General features: G+C 58.6%; 13 protein-coding genes and 1 pseudogene. 10 read left to right on the plus strand and 4 right to left on the minus strand.

Annotation, left to right across the window (positions count from 1 at the left end; translation table 11 throughout):
* The 5 genes from BSG17_RS18790 to BSG17_RS28345 all read left to right on the plus strand — a co-directional run bounded on the left by BSG17_RS18790 (position 1) and on the right by BSG17_RS28345 (position 4630).
* Positions 1-1938, plus strand: a complete 1938-nt coding sequence (locus BSG17_RS18790; RefSeq protein ID WP_089826853.1) for a NosD domain-containing protein — start codon at positions 1-3, stop codon at positions 1936-1938.
* The gene (locus tag BSG17_RS18795) at positions 1935-2774 is read left to right on the plus strand and encodes an ABC transporter ATP-binding protein (RefSeq protein ID WP_089826855.1); all 840 of its coding nucleotides are present in this window, start codon (positions 1935-1937) and stop codon (positions 2772-2774) included. The genes BSG17_RS18790 and BSG17_RS18795 overlap by 4 nt, the downstream gene beginning before the upstream one ends.
* The gene (locus BSG17_RS18800; protein WP_211609212.1) at positions 2771-3661 is read left to right on the plus strand and encodes an ABC transporter permease; all 891 of its coding nucleotides are present in this window, start codon (positions 2771-2773) and stop codon (positions 3659-3661) included. The genes BSG17_RS18795 and BSG17_RS18800 overlap by 4 nt, the downstream gene beginning before the upstream one ends.
* A gap of 406 nt (positions 3662-4067) precedes the next feature.
* Complete coding sequence (locus tag BSG17_RS27185) at positions 4068-4223, plus strand: hypothetical protein (RefSeq protein WP_170864868.1); 156 nt, start codon at positions 4068-4070, stop codon at positions 4221-4223.
* Between the two features lie 281 nt (positions 4224-4504).
* Positions 4505-4630 carry a hypothetical protein gene (locus BSG17_RS28345; protein ID WP_280141198.1) on the plus strand — a complete coding sequence of 42 codons (126 nt, stop codon included), beginning with the start codon at positions 4505-4507 and terminating at the stop codon, positions 4628-4630.
* Between the two features lie 1955 nt (positions 4631-6585).
* Here the strand turns inward: BSG17_RS28345 and BSG17_RS18815 are convergent.
* The gene (locus BSG17_RS18815; RefSeq protein ID WP_089826859.1) at positions 6586-6807 is read right to left on the minus strand and encodes a hypothetical protein; all 222 of its coding nucleotides are present in this window, start codon (positions 6805-6807) and stop codon (positions 6586-6588) included.
* A 1358-nt stretch (positions 6808-8165) separates the two neighbouring features.
* Positions 8166-8462, minus strand: coding sequence for a DUF5789 family protein (locus BSG17_RS18820; protein WP_089826861.1), 297 nt, complete (start codon positions 8460-8462; stop codon positions 8166-8168).
* A 659-nt stretch (positions 8463-9121) separates the two neighbouring features.
* Here BSG17_RS18820 and BSG17_RS18830 point away from each other — a divergent pair.
* Positions 9122-9852, plus strand: a pseudogene (locus BSG17_RS18830) (IS630 family transposase); the annotation flags it as partial.
* A gap of 1438 nt (positions 9853-11290) precedes the next feature.
* Here the strand turns inward: BSG17_RS18830 and BSG17_RS18835 are convergent.
* The gene (locus BSG17_RS18835; protein WP_089826863.1) at positions 11291-11713 is read right to left on the minus strand and encodes an aldolase/citrate lyase family protein; all 423 of its coding nucleotides are present in this window, start codon (positions 11711-11713) and stop codon (positions 11291-11293) included.
* 179 nt (positions 11714-11892) lie between these two features.
* On the opposite strand from BSG17_RS18835, the gene BSG17_RS18840 reads away from it, so the two are divergent.
* From BSG17_RS18840 to BSG17_RS28355, 3 genes are all read left to right on the plus strand, one after another.
* On the plus strand, positions 11893-13155 hold the full coding sequence (locus BSG17_RS18840) for an HAD family hydrolase (RefSeq protein WP_089826865.1): 1263 nt from the start codon (positions 11893-11895) through the stop codon (positions 13153-13155).
* 220 nt (positions 13156-13375) lie between these two features.
* Positions 13376-14476: a glycosyltransferase gene (locus tag BSG17_RS28350; protein ID WP_280141199.1), complete on the plus strand. Its 1101-nt coding sequence runs from the start codon at positions 13376-13378 to the stop codon at positions 14474-14476.
* Positions 14410-14622 (plus strand): glycosyltransferase, encoded by a 213-nt coding sequence (locus BSG17_RS28355; protein WP_280141200.1) that lies wholly within the window; start codon positions 14410-14412, stop codon positions 14620-14622. The genes BSG17_RS28350 and BSG17_RS28355 overlap by 67 nt, the downstream gene beginning before the upstream one ends.
* A gap of 25 nt (positions 14623-14647) precedes the next feature.
* Here the strand turns inward: BSG17_RS28355 and gfcR are convergent, their stop codons facing one another.
* Entirely contained in the window at positions 14648-15274 is a 627-nt protein-coding gene (gene gfcR / locus BSG17_RS18850; protein WP_089826867.1) for a transcriptional regulator GfcR, read from the minus strand.
* Positions 15275-15834: 560 nt separating this feature from the next.
* Between gfcR and BSG17_RS18855 the strand changes: the two genes are divergently transcribed.
* Positions 15835-16680, plus strand: coding sequence for a class 1 fructose-bisphosphatase (locus tag BSG17_RS18855; RefSeq protein WP_089826869.1), 846 nt, complete (start codon positions 15835-15837; stop codon positions 16678-16680).
* Positions 16681-17459 lie beyond the last annotated feature (779 nt).

Here is a 17459-nt window from a genome sequence, read left to right on the forward strand (position 1 = left end):
ATGTCACTGCTGACCCCGACTGGGACGCGCTGGGTGAGCGGGATACTCGCGGCAGTCCTGCTCGTGTCGGCGTTCTCCTTTCTTCTGACACCGGTCGGTGGGGAAGAGTTGCGACCAGTGCCGTTCGAGGACACAGTAGACGCCGGTGGAACCGGTGTCGACATTCAGCGGTCCCTCCAGGAGGGGTTCGTCATTCCGCAAGCGGAGGTGTTTTACTCCAATTACCGGTACGTCGTCGGCTACTACGGAGTTGAGATGGTCGCGTCAGAGCTCGTCGATCCGAGTACCGAGCGACAGTTCGGGTCGCCGCTGGCCGTGTACGTGTCAGACTTCTCGACGGTGACGCCGACGCTCACCGACGACGGGTTCGTCGTTCCCGAGCGGGGACGAGCGGTCGGGTGGGTCGCTGCCGACAGAGCCGTCTTCGTCGTCGGGAGCGAGGCACGAGTTCCGTCCGGACCGGCAGTGCTCCCGTTCTCCAACCGCGGCGACGCCGAGCGGTTCGCTGAGGCCCACGGTGGCGACGTCGTCAACTGGGAGACGCTGAAATCTCGTGCCGACGCGCCACTGGAACGTCGGCTGACTCGCTTCGACGAGATGGCCGCATCGCAGCAGACGTGGGCAAATCAGACCGTGGCCGCTTCGCGGACGCCCCTCGACAGACCACGCTCGGTCACCGTCGGCGCAGACGCCCCGAACGTGTCAGCTGCAGTCGCCGCTGCACCGCCGAACACGACGGTCTATCTCCCGCCCGGTCGGTACGAGACGAGCGAACTCGTCGTCACGAAACCACTCACGATCGCGGGGGCGGGCAACGAGACCGTCCTCTCAGGTGACGGAGACGGGAGTGTCATTCACGCTCGTGCGGACAACGTGGCGGTTCAAAATCTCCGGATTGCGGGCGTCGGTGACGTCGGGAGCCGCGGTCCCGGGGAGACGAACAGATCCGCCGATTGGGACACGAATGTGCAACTCGCGTACGGATACGGTGATGCAGCAGTCGTGTTCGACGGGTCGGCCAACGCCGTGGTCTCGAACGTTCACATCGAGACCAGTGCAAGTGGCATCATCGTCCGTGAGAGCAACCGGAGCGTCATCGACAACGTCACTGTCGACGGTGCACCGACGCCGAGCGAAGGCTTCATGGGGGCGATTCTCATCAACGGTCAGAGCGTCGTCCAAGACTCAACGTTCCGTGACGGTCGCGACGGCGTCTACACACACCGGGCGGATGGTAGCGTCATCCGCCACAACCGAATGAGAGGCGGCCGCTACGGTGTCCACGAAATGTACACCTCGCGGACGCTCGTCGCGCACAACGACGCCCGCGATACCCAGACAGGGATAATCGTGATGGGTCGGCCGATAGACAACCTCGTCGTCCACAACGACGTCCGCGACAGCGCCGTCGGTATCGTCTCGGCCGGCAGTACCTCTTTGTACGCGAACAACACCATGATAGACAATCAGAACGGACTCAAAGTGACGGGCGACCAGAACGTGTTCATGGACAACGTCATCGTCGGTAACGAGCTCGGTATCAGAACCAACGAGATCCTGCCAGCGAGTTGGGTCCTCCGCAACGACGTCGTCAACAACACGAAACCGGTCGACTCACAGCTCGGCCCGCTCCGCACGTGGACCTATCGCGACGTCGGCAACTACTGGGGGCCGCTTCCGATACCCGACGGTGACGGGAACGGCATCTACGACCGGGCGTACGAACCGACGGGACCGGTCGACAGTCGACTCGGCACGACGTCGGGTGGGACGACGCTCGCCCAGTCGCCTGCAGCGGCGACGCTGCGGCGCGTCCGCGACGTCGTCTCCGGTCTTCGGAAGTCGGGCGTGATCGACACCGCACCACGGACGGAGCCGTTCCATCCACAACGCGTCACCGACGCGAGAGCGAACGCGACAGTAGGTACCGCAGCATGACCGAGGAGAGCGCCAGTTCGGCTTCGGAGTCGACGTCGCTGGGGAACGGTCGGTCGGCCACCACCGGAGAGACAGCTGTCGCTCTCCAGGCGACTGACCTCGCTCGGTCGTTCGGCGACGTATCCGTCCTCGAAGGCGTCTCGCTCACGGTCGGCCGTGGTGAGTTAGTGGTCGTCATCGGGCCGAACGGGTCCGGAAAATCGACACTGATGGAAGCACTCGCTGGCGTTCGCGCCCCCGATCGAGGGACGGTCACAGTCGCGTCCACGTCGGACACAGCGACCGATCGACGGGCCGTCGGCTACCTGCCGCAGCGGCCGTCGTTTCGGAGGGGGTTCTCTGCCCACGACACACTCGAGTTTTACGCGCGGTTCGTCGACGACACGACGGCAGACGACGACGTCACGAAGACGCTCGAACGGGTCGGACTCGCCGACGTCGCTGAGCGAACCGTGGGGTCGCTGTCCGGTGGGATGACGCGCCTCCTCGGACTCGGCCAGGCGATTCTCGGTCAGCCGTCGGTTCTCGTGCTCGACGAACCCGGAAGCGGGCTCGACCCTGCCATGGTCGAACGGCTGTTCGGTGTACTTCGCTCGCTTGCAGACGACGGGACTGGCATCGTCGTCACCTCACACAACCTCGAAGCTGTCGAGAAGTACGCGGACGTCGTGGTGCTGCTCGACCGCGGTGAACTCGTCCTCTCGGGGACACCGACCGACCTGCTCGCGTCGACCGGGAGCGAGACGCTCGTCGAGGCCTTCCTCGCGACGGTGCAGGGGGACGAACAGGAATCGACAGTTCGATCGGGGCGATCGCCGGAGGTGACCAACTCGTGAGCGTCCGTGAGACCGTCGACGACACGACAGGGATCGTGAACGATCTGTTCGTCGTCGCGACGCGCGAACTCCGAACGGTCGTCAGAACCCCGGCACTCCTCGCACTCGCTGGGGTCTATCTCGTGAGTATCGTCGGTGTCACGTGGGCGGGAACGGGCGGCAGTGGCGGGTTCGTCCCGCTGACCCTCGACTTGCTCACGTTTTCGGAGCTGCTGATTCCGCTGTTGGCGTTCGCGTTCGGATACCGGTCGATCCTCGACGACAGACTCACTGGTGAACTCGATATGCTCCGAACCTTCGACGTGAACCGCGTCGCCTACGTCGGTGGCGTCTACCTCGGACGGGCGGTCGTCCTCGTCGGCCTCGTCGTCGGCTCGCTGTTCGTCGCTGGCTTACTCGTTCCCGTCCTCACTGCGGACCAGCCGACGTTCTTCGCCCAGAACGAAGCTGCCGACTCCGGGCTTCGCTTCGTCCGTTTCGTCGTTCTCTCGGCGTGGTTCACGCTCGTGACCCTCGCGGTCGCACTGGCCGTGTCGGCTGCGGCACGAACACTCCGGACAGCGTTTGCGCTCGCGACTGCACTCGTTGCAGCGTTCGTCGTCGGTATCGACACCACGCTGATAGCCGGTCTCGCATCGGGCATCTTCTCTCCAGAGAGCGTTCCCGCCCTTCTCGCGGTCAGTCCGAACAGTGCGTTTCGAGGGCTCGTCCTTGCGGAGGCCGTCGGCGTCGTCGGCGGAGCGGCAGTGAACGCCGGAAGTACGTCGTTGAACGTGCTCGGACTGCTCGGCTGGTGGCTGTGCGCACTGGGAGTTGCGATCTGGCGCGTCTGGCCGACCGTCGTGTTGGAGACTACCGTCTCGGCCGACACGAACGAGACGGAATGATCGTACCTGTACCTCGTGTATCCACACCAGGTACGGTCTGTCTGCGGAGTGCGCTTCGAATATGTGAAATCTGTATAACTGCTTGTTTGGCCACACGGTGAATGCTCTGTAACGAGATTCTAGAGCGCCAACCGGCACCCATATGCCCGACGGTAGACTGGTAGGTATCTCATAGCCGACATTCACAACACCATCGAACACTCCGCAGTCCTCAAAAAATCTCCAAGTCCCACTCGTCGCCCCAGTGGCCATGCACAACCGGTTCAAATCCCCGCCAGAAAGCCCAAAAACACCGTTGTGAATCACAAGAGCTGTCCTGCCCCGCTTGACCCCTCCCACCTCACTATCCGCACACCCGACAGTCGGGAGAGAAACACTTAGCAGGGATGCGAATAGACACGCAGCTATGTCGAGCAGTGACACGCTCCGTAGTCGGCTCACACAGCTGCTGTCGACAGACACCGTCGTCTATGAATGCCGCCACTGTGGGACGACGTGCACGGCCACGGACGCTGACTGTCCAGCGTGTGGCGCAGCCGAGATCGTCACCTACCGCTTCTAACGCGGGTATACTCGCCGCCACCGACGCACGCCCAGCACCCATGCATCACAACACAGAGCCACACGAACGCACGACGACTCAGAAACCCACTGATGGCGTCGTCGCTCACCACCCGGCTCGCAGCCCTCGAAGCACGCTCGCCCCAACACTATAGCACCCTCCGATGCCACCTCCCACTCCTTAAAACCGCACTCAACAACGCCACGCGTCTCTATCCCACGGGCCGCTAACTAGACCCCCATCTCGACAACCCACTCCTCCCAGCCTGCCCGTTCGGCCGCTTGATTCCCCTCTTGGTCGACTGTGAGATCATTGAGTGCTACACCGAGCGCTCCAGCGCGAATCGCGACGGCAGTCGCGCATACGACGCGGCGGTGCTCGACGAGCTCGCGGCGCTGCTCACGTAAGCACCCGCAGCGAGACCGACGACGTGCATGCGGGTGTCTACGGGCGTCGCCACAGTTGGGTGTCGGCCCTATCGTCTGACAGATGAGACGACTTGTACAGGTGTCCTGGAGACCGATCGTGGCTCCGACACAGTCACTCCCGCCCAACTCAGAAATTCTCGGTAGCTGGACTCGGTTTCACAGCGGTCCCGGCAGCAACACGTTCGGTTGACACTCTCTCGGGAAGAGCACTTCGGGCAATCGGCTCAAGCACCAGTAGCTCGCCGTCTGCTGTTTCCATCCACTCCGTTCCCAACTCCGGATCCCAACAACAGGGTGTCCACGTCCCTGATTCAAGCCGTTCCCAGATCTCTACGTCACCGTAATAGTGTCCGTCACTGCATCTGTAAACTGAATTGGTTTTCACAATTATATTTGTCCGAGACTGAACAAGGGTATTGTTACATTATTTCGTAATTATATAGTATAGATTAATCTAGTTTAGATTTAGATTTGTTTCGAGGTCTGGCTTACTAAACCGATTGTCGCTCGCGTCGTCGAGCGATTTGGCGTTGCTTGTGGCCGCCTGTGCCACACTGACGCCACGTATTCGGGTGTCCACAGTCGTCGCCACGTTGGGGTGTCAGGTCGGTTGCCGACGCAAGTAGGTTGTGATTCGAGAGGACGCGTTGCAGCGAGTTCTCACTCTACCCACGGTGGCGTAAGTTCCTCCTCAGTCTGTTCTTCCTCCGTCGCTTCCCATGGCGGCATGAGTTCTTTCTCAGGTTGTTCTGCTCTAGTTCCTTCCCGGAGAGTGTGGTCGCCTTCAAGTGGGGTGTCGCCCACGATGCCAAATACACGTGGTGTCGACATCGCCGCTCGCGAGTCTCCCACGCGGCGACGGTGCCGATCAAACCTGCTCTGGTCGCTGCCAGCAGTCGCCTGCTTCAGAGGCCGAGTCTCTCTCGAGAGATTTGAAACGCGAGCGCAGGTATTGACTGCTCGTGTGACACATGCCTCATCTCACAGACAGTCAGCAGTCGCCGAGGGTACCACCGACAATTTTCACGCGCGGGTTCTACGGCGGGATACACTCATAGCGTTGTTCACCCAGTCCGGTGAACCCAGTAGCTGACCGAACGGCAGACAGTGCTTCTATGGCCAGTTAAACCGCCCTCGTTGCTGTCAGAAGCCACGCTGGCGTGAGTTGGATTCGACGCAGTATATTCTGGGGGTGACCTCCTCCCCGCCGTAAACGGCGGGGCTTCCCACGAGCAAAGGCCCGCTGAGTTGGGAGAGTTACGGTTTAACACCCGACAAGTGCTGGCAGGGCCACGCTACCGTTACTCCTATCCTCTCCACGAGGACTCAGAGGTATCTGATTATTTTGTGTCGGTTGGGTCGTCCGAAGGCTTACGTTTTGATGAGGCAAACACCAAGTCAACTGCCAGTTTTCGGACAGTCAATCACGATGGAGGAACCATCGCAACGACAGTCACAGAAACGTCGTGTGAGCACTTGTACGTTCGGGTCACAGAGTTCACAACCAAAGACGGCGCTGTATCCCCGCCCTGAAGAACGGGGTTTTAGCGCCTGACAATTAGAAAACGCCCTGGGCCAGAGGGCGTCGTGGAAACCGGAATGCCATGTGCATTCCACCCTCTCCGGGGCCGCGATCACGGTAGAGGGGAGAATGCAGTAACAGATTCGTCCCTCGCTCGGTTACGTGTGTTGGCCAGTTGTGGCAGTTCCTCGCAGATGCAGTACGACGCAACGAGTAGCGCTGATTGTAGCCCGGGTGTGGACAAGCAGCGTGGACACTCCGGAATCAGTACTGAATCACGGATCACAAGTGACTGCCTGTGTGCCCTACCAGCAGCCACTCGGGTTACGTGAGGTTTGGCCACTTCGGGTATGGCTGATTGCGACGAGATGCCCCAGCAGGACACCCACTCGAGGCCGCATCTACGTCGGAATCACTTCGTGATTTTAAGGCCGTCTGTGGATTCGTACAGATACCCCTTCAGCAACAACTGTTCGAGGAGATCCTGTGCCTCTGGTCGTTCAAACCCCTCCTCAGCAATGTATGCAACTGCTGTCTCGGGGGTGATCGGCTCGGTCTCATCATCGATGTTCCGTGTGAGCTGGTCGAATGCCGCTCGTTGTGACGGTGTCAGTGAGGTGGTTGGATTCTGCATTGCTGTTCCTGTAGGCAGCCGCGATAGGAGATTGTTTGGGTTGGCCTATCAGCTAACTTCCAACCGCAGCGCCACTCAGGGAGCGCTCTCACTGCCTCTGTGTGGGTATCGCTGTCGTCGCTCTGGTTGCCGGCGTCAACGACAGTGCAGTGGGCATCTCTCACTCACTGTCGAACAGAGATCCAGCTACTGCATCAGACGGCTCACACTGCCTCAGGAAGACGCCCACGGTAGCATACAGTGCCAACGCCGGTGATGGTGTCGTAGACCACGTCAGCAGGTCACAGCAGAGAATTCACCATGAGTAACCTACAAAGCGAGTCGATGCGGCCGGTAACTGCATGGAGGATCCCGACGACGAGGGGTACAGCTGTCCCTGCCGCCGACGATCACGGGTGCAGCGCACGCCTCCCGGACAGTTCTCACAATTGGAATCGACGCCTCCGGACGATCCGCTCACTCAGAGACCCCGACGGGAGGCGTCCTCCGTATGTCACTCGTCACACACTGCTGGTGAGTGTCGGTCCTGGTGTCACCTCGATGCAGCCTTCTTGGTGTCTGCTTCCACCGCTATGTCGTCGGGTATCTGCTGCCACGTACGGCTGAGCTCGGTGCTGACCTGTGGGACTCCACTCGCTACTCGCGATGTCTGGTACTGGTTCTGCTCACGGTTGCGGTTACATCTGTGGTCGCACTCGTTGGTGTACTTGTGGGAAGTGGTCTCCAATAGGCCACTACGATTGCGGCCGTCGCCGCCGCCTACACGTCGTGCGCGCGGAGCCAAGTCTCCGGCGTCGCCTCCTCCTCACTCGCGATGTGTGTCGTCGCCAAGTTGGCGTCGCCGCCAGGGTGCACTCACCCCTATCTCGCTTGTTGCACCTGATCGACACCCCCCACTCGAGCCCTCGCCTGACACCCCGCTTCAAATGTATCAACTGTCCGAGATACTCGTCGTCGATACCCAGTCACTCGGCACCGCCAGGTCGACGCCCACTCTGGCCAGCGCTCACCTCTACCCCCGCCTTATCGTGTCGGCGGTTGGGTACTAATAGATTATAATCGGATAGTTGTTAGCATATTCGTGTTCGGAGTGACTCACAGATGGACGTCACCGAAGACGATTCTGGAAACATAAAGAATGTGATAGGGACAGACAAAACGATCCTCGAAGGCATCGTCTACTACGGTGGGTCCGTATCGGTCGGCAAACTCGTCAGCTACGCCAATGTGTCCGGTGGTTCACGCACCCATCTCTTCGGGCGCCTTCGCGACCACGGGCTCATCGAGCAGGTTGGCGAAGACACTGAAGGTCGTGGCCCACCGGGGGAACCCACGCGAAGAACAGTGAGTCGGCAGCGTTACACCGACATATCGCTTCCTCGAATATCTTGCACACTCGATCCGAGGCCTGAGCGGTCGTCGTAGTATTTTCGTCCGATAAAGACATCTTCGAGATTTCCAACCAGCGAGGCATAGAGATCGTCTCGCGAGTGATACGTGGTTTCGTCAGTTCGTTCTAGAACATCTTGGACTGTGACGGCGTCGCCAGCCGGGGCCGTCAACTCAACATCTCCTAACTGCTCAACGACGGTATTCTGGTCTGCTGGGAACGTGAACGCTTGCCCGAACAACTGGAACGTTTCGGAGTAGTGCATCAATGTCACCTGTGTATTCTACATTAAAGAACGTTATGAATGGTGCACCATTTCTCATTGGCCCAGATAGAGTCACGAACACGGTGTCGACTTCCGAATGGGATGGAGTACGAACAGATATCGGCTCCAGTCCGTGATTTCGCTCCCACGAAGAGACACGCTGCCTCGTCGACACAGTCAGTGCTACGACTTCAATCGAAGCCGATGGCTGATGTCAAATCTATCGCTAACCGATTGTGTGCAGTAATAGGCTTACAGCTCGGTAAGTCGTTTGCGAGTGTCGGAGCAACGAGCGAGACCAAAACGACCGGGGGCAGTATACTGAGACGATTATCCTCGAAGACGACGCGAATCGCGCTGCCGCGGATGCTGTCTTCCAAGCCATTCAGTCCAACGACGTTTCGTATGGCTGACTCTTCACGAGTCGCTATGTCCTCGCCGAATCGGCGACGCTCATACTGTATCGTGTCGGCCATACGGCTGCTGTAAACGTACTTGCAGGTATCCAGCGTTTAGAGAGCTTCAGTATTCTGCCGATCGATTCAGCAGTCTTTACGGCCATTTGCAGCCACTTCGAGCGGTACGGGAATCAGGAGATTTCGCTTTTCGATCACACTATAGTAGGAGTTAGAAACTTCTACTCAATTGATAGGATATTCGTGGTTCATCTCGACGATGTTTCTGTCGAGGAACTTCAACAAGCACTTGAGAAAGTTGTGGGAAACAAGCCGACACAACGGTTCACGGCACCGAGTGCGGGCGAAAACAGCTTACACAAACCGAGCTTGCGGAGTGGTACTGTGTGCAGAGACGAACGGTTTACAGCTGGCTCAAGCGGCTCGCTTTCGAGCAGCTTGAGCAGGCTGTTCAGGACGATTCCCGGTCAGTAAGACCACGTAAGATCACCGAGAAGCAACAGAGGAAGTTAGAAAAACACATCGGCAGCCACCAGCTGAAGCAGGAATCGACGCGCCGGCGTGGACGCCGGCGCTTCTCGACGAATTTCTCGAAGACACGTTCGACGTTGACTACTCAACCCCGAGTTGCCGGCGGTTGATGAAAGAGGCAGGAGTGAGTTACCAAAAGCCTCGTCGAACAGCAGCAGAAGATGAGCCTGAAGCTCGAGACGCGTCTCATAACGAACTCAAAAGAAGCGACGAGAGAGGGGCGAAACGGTAGTCTGTTTCGACCAAATCAAGAAACCCGTGCAAGCTGAGCCGCGTGCCGCGTGGTTTTCGTGTGGCACGCATCCGTCGGTCGAACTCTCTGAACAACGTGATCGGACGTGTTTGCTGGGCGCGACCACCAGCCCGATGATCGGTTCTTTTCGCGATTCGAAGAATACGCAACCGGCGATCACGCGAAGCAGTTCATTCTCGTACTGTGTCAATAATTCCAAGAAGATTTGATTATCATACTCTGAACGAAGTTAACGCTGCGATCGATGACGCACTCAACAGAATCTCTGTTCCAGATGTGAGCAATTACTTTTGCTAACTACTATAGCTCTTCGACTTGTTGGTTTCTTATCTACTCGACTTCGCACATGAGACGAACAGCGCCTCAATCTCCTGCATTAGCTGGTCGATATTCCGGTGTTCACTATCGAGTGTCCACGCTAGAAGGTTCTGAACGCTTTCACGGAAAGAACGTTTGACGTCGTTGCGAAGCGAACTTGCTCGTGAAACAACCGTTCCGGGAGCGCTGTCTGCAATTCCGAGCTTCAGGAGACTGTAGGCCAGCATCAGCAGGTGCCAGTGCCGACTGGCACCTGCGCGATGTCTTCGATAAGCGCTGCTGGAGAGAGGGGTGTGAGCCGCCGTCGTATGAGGTCTGGGGAGAGCGCTTCGAACATATTTTCTCTCCACGCGGTCGACAACGATAACTTAGCTAAGAGAGCGCCGTCTCTCGATGTCGGTTCTTAACCGAACACAGATGGACGTAGTCCTGAACTCAATCGTGAACGGTTACGTGGGGCACGGTCAACAGCGAACCTTCGAGCTCCGAGACAGCAAGTTAAACCGATAGTCCTGACAGATAGAGCCGAATACCGAGCTTCGTCGCCCGCAGAGGGGTCGCTTCTCGCTCTCCAAACCTAACTCGAAGCAGTTCATAGCACTCCTTCGACAGCGGATTTTCTGAAACAGAATGCTAACAAATCACTCCGCCATGCCCTTTAGTTCTAATCTGAACAGTGTCGGGGAAGTGACCACAAGCCGCTCTCGTCGGGAATCATCCTTTGTAGGAGACGGTTCTTGCAACCCACCCTGTTGTACAGGTCGGTTATCTATTTATAACCATTCAGTTCTGAAAATAAACCAACGCGAATATTTGTTATGGTTTTTTTTTTGAGATCAAGTACGAGCGCTGGGGTGAGGCCGTCTCACGCGTCGAGGACTGGGACCGCGACGAGTGACTCCGAACGTCTCTAAGAGACCGCCCGACAGAGGCACTACGTTCGAGCTCGTCACTGGGTTTGGCGGTGAGTCACTTCGTCGGAAAGACGTGACAGAACAGTCGCGGTAACGGTGCGAAAGTACAGTCCCGTGACCGCCCCAAAACTTGTATTGACAGGCGTTTGTAGTTCATCAACGGAGCCGGGGGAGTCGCGGTCAGCAACCATTACTGGCTTCCTCGGCTTCGTCCGACAGAGTCGACAGAGACCACCGACGCGGTGCCGTCGTTACAGAGGCCACGGCTCTCGGAAAAAGATGCACAAGAAAGAGAGGAAGCGTCGAACGGATCAGCGTCAGCGACGGTACTGACGGCGACAGCGTCGACGGTCGTTTCGTTCTACGAGCAACAGTAGCGGGAACTCTGTGTCCGACTCAGGTCGGGTCGAGTTCGTCTAGTCGGTCTCCGAGGACCGTGCGCGTCGATTCGACGTCGCCACCGGTCCGGACGATCTGGTAGCCCGCGTCGGGAGCCGTGCGTGTCTCCTCCACACTGCTCCGAATGCGGTCGATCAGGACGTCTGCTGTCAGACAGGCGTCGAGCGTGCGGTCGATCGGAGACTGGACGGCTTCGGGATGCTTCGCCAACGGATCGCTTTCCGACATCGACATCGCCAGGTCGGCCGGGCCAACGGAGGCAAACCCCAGACTCGGGACAGCGAGGATGTCCTCGATGTTCGCTACGGCCCGCTCGTTTTCGACCATAGTGCCCACGAGGATCTCTGTGTCCTCACCGGCGATGAGGCTATCGACGTACCTAGCCCACCGACCCGACCGGTCGACTCCTCGGCCACCCATGCCGCCGTCGTACGCGAAGTAGGATCCCTAAGACAGCGGAACCCTCATACTCGTCCGGATAGCCAACACGCCCGTCACATCTATCCGTCGACGGCAACCGACGAGCTTCCCGTATCTGACCGTCGCAGCCGGTTCTGAACAGCGGGACAACTTATCTATCTGTCTAATCAATCCAGTGTATGGAGCAATATAATCAGCTCTACGAACTGTACGAGGAGCACGATACCGACACTCTGCGTGCATTACAGGACCTCGCCGACCTGTTCCCGCTCGTGGAATCGCGTGTCGCGCTCGATCGTTGGAAGGAGATCAACGAGGAACTCGCCGAAAGGAAAGACGAGATCGAGAACGCGTTTCCCGACGTCGGGGACGTGTTAGCCGACCTCGCAACTCGAGCCCGAGAGGAACAGGCGTTCACCGGACTCGATCTCTCCAACAAGTACGGTCGGTCTGTGAACGTGTTCGTCCTCGACGTGGACGAGACGTTGCGCTCGACCGGGAGTACCGACAACGAGATTCCCAACGATACGCTCAATCTGTTGGCCACGTTCTACGACGAGGGGGTGCCGATCGTCATCTGCACCGGCCAGACGCTCGAGAACGTCAAAGGGTTCGCGATCCAGGGCTTGGGCAGTGAGATCGTCCATTCGGGGAACCTCGGTATCGTCTACGAGACCGGGACCGGCGTCTTCACGCCAGGGCACGGAGCCCAGACGAAGCAGCTCCTCTACGAGGATCTGAACGACGACATTCAGGCGGTCTTCGACGACGTCCGTGCACGCGTCCTCTCGCAGGCTCCGGAGCGACTCCGTAAGGGCTGTCATCTCCAAGGAAACGAGTTCAACATCACGATGAAGCCCAACTTCGACACGGGTTCGGTCGACGCAGTAGAGATTATCGACGAGGCGTTGGTCTACGAGATCGACCTCCTGGCCGACGCGATCTCCACTCTGGACCAGATCGGCGATGTCGACCGGGAGACCACCTCTACGTGGACACGCGCCTACTACGCGGACCAAGACCCCGAGATCGAGGCAGTCCTCGACCGGGAAGGGGCACTACCCGACGTCTCCGCATCTAAGGTGCCACCAGATCTCGAGGATATGCTCGAACGGATCGATATCGGTTACTACGAGGGTGATGCGGCCGAGATCGGCAGTCTCGAACTGAGCAAGGTCGTCGGTGTCGAGGCAGCGTTCGACGTACTCGACATCGACGACCCCTTTGCGATCGTCATGGGCGACTCCAAGAGCGATTTGCGAGTCATGCGGTGGGTGCAGGAACACAACGCGGGGATCGCTGCCGCTCCGGAACACGCTTCGCAGGCTGTCATCGATCACGTCGAGTCTACCGACGAACTCGTCTTCGAGGAGGGACGTGCCGGTGATATCCTCCGGACAGTGTACGCGCTGAACCGATTCGCGGACGAATCGCCGTCGTGACCGAGCCGTGAGAAGGCAGACGACCGGACCGTGTTCACCCGAACTAGCTTCTTATCCACTTCGTGTTGTCTCCCATCGACCGAGTGTACTTTCGACGGGACGGACGTCGAGCGTCATCTACGAGAACGCTCTCTCCGTGAGGGCGCACCGCGAACCCATCTCGAGCACCCCAAATCGTAATGTGTGCCGGTCGAAAAACGACTACTAGTGAACGGGGACCATGTATCACGCATCCACCGAAGAGCAGACTCTGTCAGCGTACGACCCGTATATCACGGACCAACAGCGTAACGAGATTCAGGAGACGGCAGCGGGACTCACAGATCTCCGTGTCGCACACGTCAATACGACAGCGAGCGGCGGTGGTGTCGCGGAGATGCTCCACGGGGTGGTACCGCTCGCGAACGATCTGAACGTTGATACCGACTGGCTGGTAATGGAGGCATCTGAAGACTTCTTCGACGTGACGAAAGCGATGCACAACGGGCTTCAGGGTGAGCGTAGCGAGCTCACCGAGGAGATGTGCGAGCTGTATCGGTCCGTTACTGTCCGCAACGCCGAATCTCTGGAGGAGTCGTACGACGTACTCATCTTGCACGACCCACAGACGCTCGGGATGGTGCCGACGGTCGCCGAGCGGTTCCCCGAGACGGCGCTCGTCTGGCGTTGTCACATCGACCTCACGGACGCCACGCCTGCGTACCTCGAGTTCGCGCAGTCGCACATGGAGCCGATCGACAGCGCGGTGTTCACCCTCCCCGAGTACGGGGAGTCGATCTCGGGCGTCGAGAAGGTGAGCATCTACCCCGCGATCGACCCGCTGACCGAGAAGAACTGCCCACTGGAGGAACTCACGGGCGAAGCCGCCGAGGCTGCGAACGTCGAGAGCTATCCGTTCGACGCGACTCGGCCGCTAATGACACAGATCTCGCGGTTCGACCCCTGGAAGGACCCCCAAGGGGTGATCGAAACTTACCAGACCGTGACCGAGTCGGTTCCCGAAGCCCAGCTCGCGCTCGTCGGTGCGATGCCCGAGGGGATCAGGGTGTTCCGCGAACTGGAGGACGTGGCCGAGGACGATGACGACGTTCACCTCCTGACGAACCTGCCCGATGCTGGCATCAACGTCTTGCAGCGAGAGGCCGACGTCGTGCTCCAGAAGTCGTTCCGCGAGGGGTTCGCGCTGACCGTCTCGGAGCACTGTGGAAACGGACGCCGGTCGTCGGGGCGAACGTCGGTGGCATCCCTCTGCAGATCGACGATGGAGAGAACGGCTATCTGGTCGATCCGAGCGACATCGCTGCGACCGCCGACCGGGTGACCCAGTTACTCGAGGACGACCAACTGCGACAGCGCCTCGGCGAGCAGGGCCGCGAGACCGTACGCGAACAGTTCCTGACTCCGCGTTTAGTCGACGACTTCCTGACGTTACTCGCGGACGTCGCCGGCGCCGACCGGACGGGATAGCGCCGGTAAGGGAGCCAGCCCCGCGTTACCCTTCGCCCATCTGGACCATCTTGATGAGCGAATACACCGGGACGCCCTCGATCTCGCTCTGGCCGAGTTTGTCCGTTAGTACCACGCCCGCTCGGGGAGTACCACCACTCTCGCGGAGTCTCTCGATGGTCTCTGTCATCGTCTGACCGGTGTCGATGTTGTCGTCAACGATGTAACAATCCCGGTTCTCTATCGTCGCGAAGTTCTGAGAGAACGAACCGGTGACCGATCCGGTTTCGTCGGCGTTCCACTGGTACTTACTGGGCATGTAGACGCTGAGGTCGGTGTCGAGTTTCTGGCTGATGACCGTCGCCAGTGGCGCGCCGGACTTGCCGATGCCGACCGTGAGGTCGACGTCTTCGCCCTCCTTCGAGAGCAGGTCCGCCATGATCGCACCGAGGAGGCTCAACCGGTGGCTGTCGCGCCCGATCGCACTCCAGTCGACGTGGACGTCGACCGGACTTTCGGCGGTCGTTCCTTTCGACGGCTGCTCGCTGCTCTGTGCGACGAGCCAGCTCGCTGTCTCACGCGAGACGTTCAGTTCGTCCGCGATCTCTCCCTGTGAGAGACCTTGATTCGTTAGCTGCTCTGCACTTTCGATGAGTTTGTCGATCGATTTCATTCACCCGTCGATTGAGCACCTGCGAAAATAACTATCGTTTATTTGTACTGTCATATAAGGCGCGTAATGTCCGACGGTACATTCGGGATGACTGCCGGCATCGCCTCCAGAACGTCGTTAGTAGTACCTCCACGGAAACACGACTACAGCGCGTACAGACGTCGACAAGTTCGTCGAACGAATAGGAGTGTGAGAACTGGAACGTGACCTAACAGGGATACAGTCGTAACGCTGCTACCGGCCCGAACGCCGTCGTTTTCTAGAGTCCCGTCCGTGAACGGTTTTACTCGAGTACGGTCGTCACACTGTCGAGGAAACGTACATCCGTGGGTCGAAACCGTCTCACACGGCCACTACACGGCGTCTGCATGCTACCCGAGTCAAGGGTAACGAACGAGACGCGGTGAGACCTCCACACCGAAACGTCTCTCACACCACGAGAAATCTGTAGGACGAGACGGCAGACCAGTCACCGATCCGTCTAATCAATACTCTAATGTTGCTTGAATATCGATAGAGTATATGCGAGGTCAGTGTCACACACGACGGAGAGGGTATACATGAACGAACTAGACGGAGTGGTTCAGACGGTCCAGAACACGGCCCACTACGTGAACACGCACCTCGCGGATCACGCCGGGTCCGGCCCAGGAACGAACCCGAGTGGAGAGGACCAGATCAAGGCTGATATCTGGGCCGACCACCTGTTTTTCGACAAACTCTCGGCGCTCGAGTGTGTCGGCGCGTACGCCAGTGAGGAGCGCGAGGACGTGGTCGACTGCGGCGATGGCTACAGCATCGCGATCGATCCGCTCGACGGGTCGTCGAACCTGGCCTCGAACAACTCGGTGGGCACTATCGTCGGCGTCTACGACGCGGAACTGCCGGCGTCCGGTCGGGAACTAGTCGCTTCACTGATGGTACTGTACGGTCCCTACACGACCATGGCCGTCGCCCGCGAGGACCGTGAGGTCGTCCAGGAGTTCCTCCTCCGCGACGGGTTCAGTGAACAGTGGGGGACGTTTACCATCCCCGACGAACCGACCGTGATCGGGCTCGCCGGTAAGACGAGTGAACGTACTGATACGTTCAATGCCCTCGCCAGAGAGTTAGAGCACGACCTGAAGCTTCGCTACGGCGGTGCGACGGTCGCCGACTTAGCACAGGTACTGGAGTATGGAGGACTGTTCGGCTACCCGGCGACGACCAGCAACCCCGAGGGGAAACTCAGAGTTCATTTCGAGTCCGCGCCACTGGCGTACCTCATAGAGGCGGGCGGAGGCGGCTCTACGGACGGACAACAGTCGTTGCTCGACGTCGACCCTGATGGGCTGCATGCGCGAACGCCGACATTCCTCGGCAACGAAGAACTCGTCGAACGGGTGGAGAGCGCGTTGAGCGAGTGAGTTACGGGTCTCTCCCCTCCCGAGACTCGTTTCTCGAGCCGAGAAGTGTCATAATCCATCTAGTTAGTCGACCGAATCCCCCGCAGTCAGCGGTGCGACGTCGGCCGAGAGAGTGGGAGATACTCGTCCGAACTCTCGCTGAAGCGTGTTCTGCTGCAGGTTACAGTTTCTGCAGATAACATAATTATAGATATCTATATAAAATTTCAAACGTTAATACATATGACGAAAATGCCATTACAGCTGTACGATTGTAATTCGCAACGCTCATATTAGCCTCGTATAGTAAATCAGAGTACGAGACGAGGGTTACACACGTATGTTTGTAATGCCCCACCTACATGAATTATTAACTAGAGTAGTAAATATATACTATAGTTATTTTTATATATTATATATAAATTATAATAAAGTATATAGAGCATATGAATTCGTCTTATAAAGAGGTCCGTCTCGTTCCTCCGACTTCTTCGGTGTCGTGAATCCACGAGGTGGTCAACGCTCTAGGGACAAAGAGGCTTCCGTGAGAGGTGTAAGTGTGGATATAGACAGCACTGGTGGTTTTGAATGGCTAGACGCTTAATCCCGACTCCGAGGTCGTCACCTCAACCTCGGTGTCGGACGGGTGGTCACACAGGAGTTAGCTCGTGTCACTGACGCCATCGACCGCTGGCGTGGGGCCGGTCGACCGGATACGATGGGTGATGGCGCGTTCGAGAGAAACGCGGTGATTCTAACGGCGTTCGATTACACAGACGACAACGACGATCGGGTTCACT

Origin of the sequence: Halogranum amylolyticum (assembly GCF_900110465.1) — an archaeon.
Taxonomy (GTDB): Archaea; Halobacteriota; Halobacteria; order Halobacteriales; family Haloferacaceae; genus Halogranum; species Halogranum amylolyticum.

Coding starts and splice junctions, on each gene's coding strand:
- BSG17_RS18790 (WP_089826853.1), top strand. CDS start 1: ATGTCACTGCTGACCCCGACTGGGACGCGCTGGGTGAGCGGGATACTC.
- BSG17_RS18795 (WP_089826855.1), top strand. CDS start 1,935: ATGACCGAGGAGAGCGCCAGTTCGGCTTCGGAGTCGACGTCGCTGGGG.
- BSG17_RS27185 (WP_170864868.1), top strand. CDS start 4,068: ATGTCGAGCAGTGACACGCTCCGTAGTCGGCTCACACAGCTGCTGTCG.
- BSG17_RS18815 (WP_089826859.1), bottom strand. CDS start 6,807: ATGCAGAATCCAACCACCTCACTGACACCGTCACAACGAGCGGCATTC.
- BSG17_RS18820 (WP_089826861.1), bottom strand. CDS start 8,462: ATGCACTACTCCGAAACGTTCCAGTTGTTCGGGCAAGCGTTCACGTTC.
- BSG17_RS18835 (WP_089826863.1), bottom strand. CDS start 11,713: ATGGGTGGCCGAGGAGTCGACCGGTCGGGTCGGTGGGCTAGGTACGTC.
- BSG17_RS18840 (WP_089826865.1), top strand. CDS start 11,893: ATGGAGCAATATAATCAGCTCTACGAACTGTACGAGGAGCACGATACC.
- BSG17_RS28350 (WP_280141199.1), top strand. CDS start 13,376: ATGTATCACGCATCCACCGAAGAGCAGACTCTGTCAGCGTACGACCCG.
- gfcR (WP_089826867.1), bottom strand. CDS start 15,274: ATGAAATCGATCGACAAACTCATCGAAAGTGCAGAGCAGCTAACGAAT.
- BSG17_RS18855 (WP_089826869.1), top strand. CDS start 15,835: ATGAACGAACTAGACGGAGTGGTTCAGACGGTCCAGAACACGGCCCAC.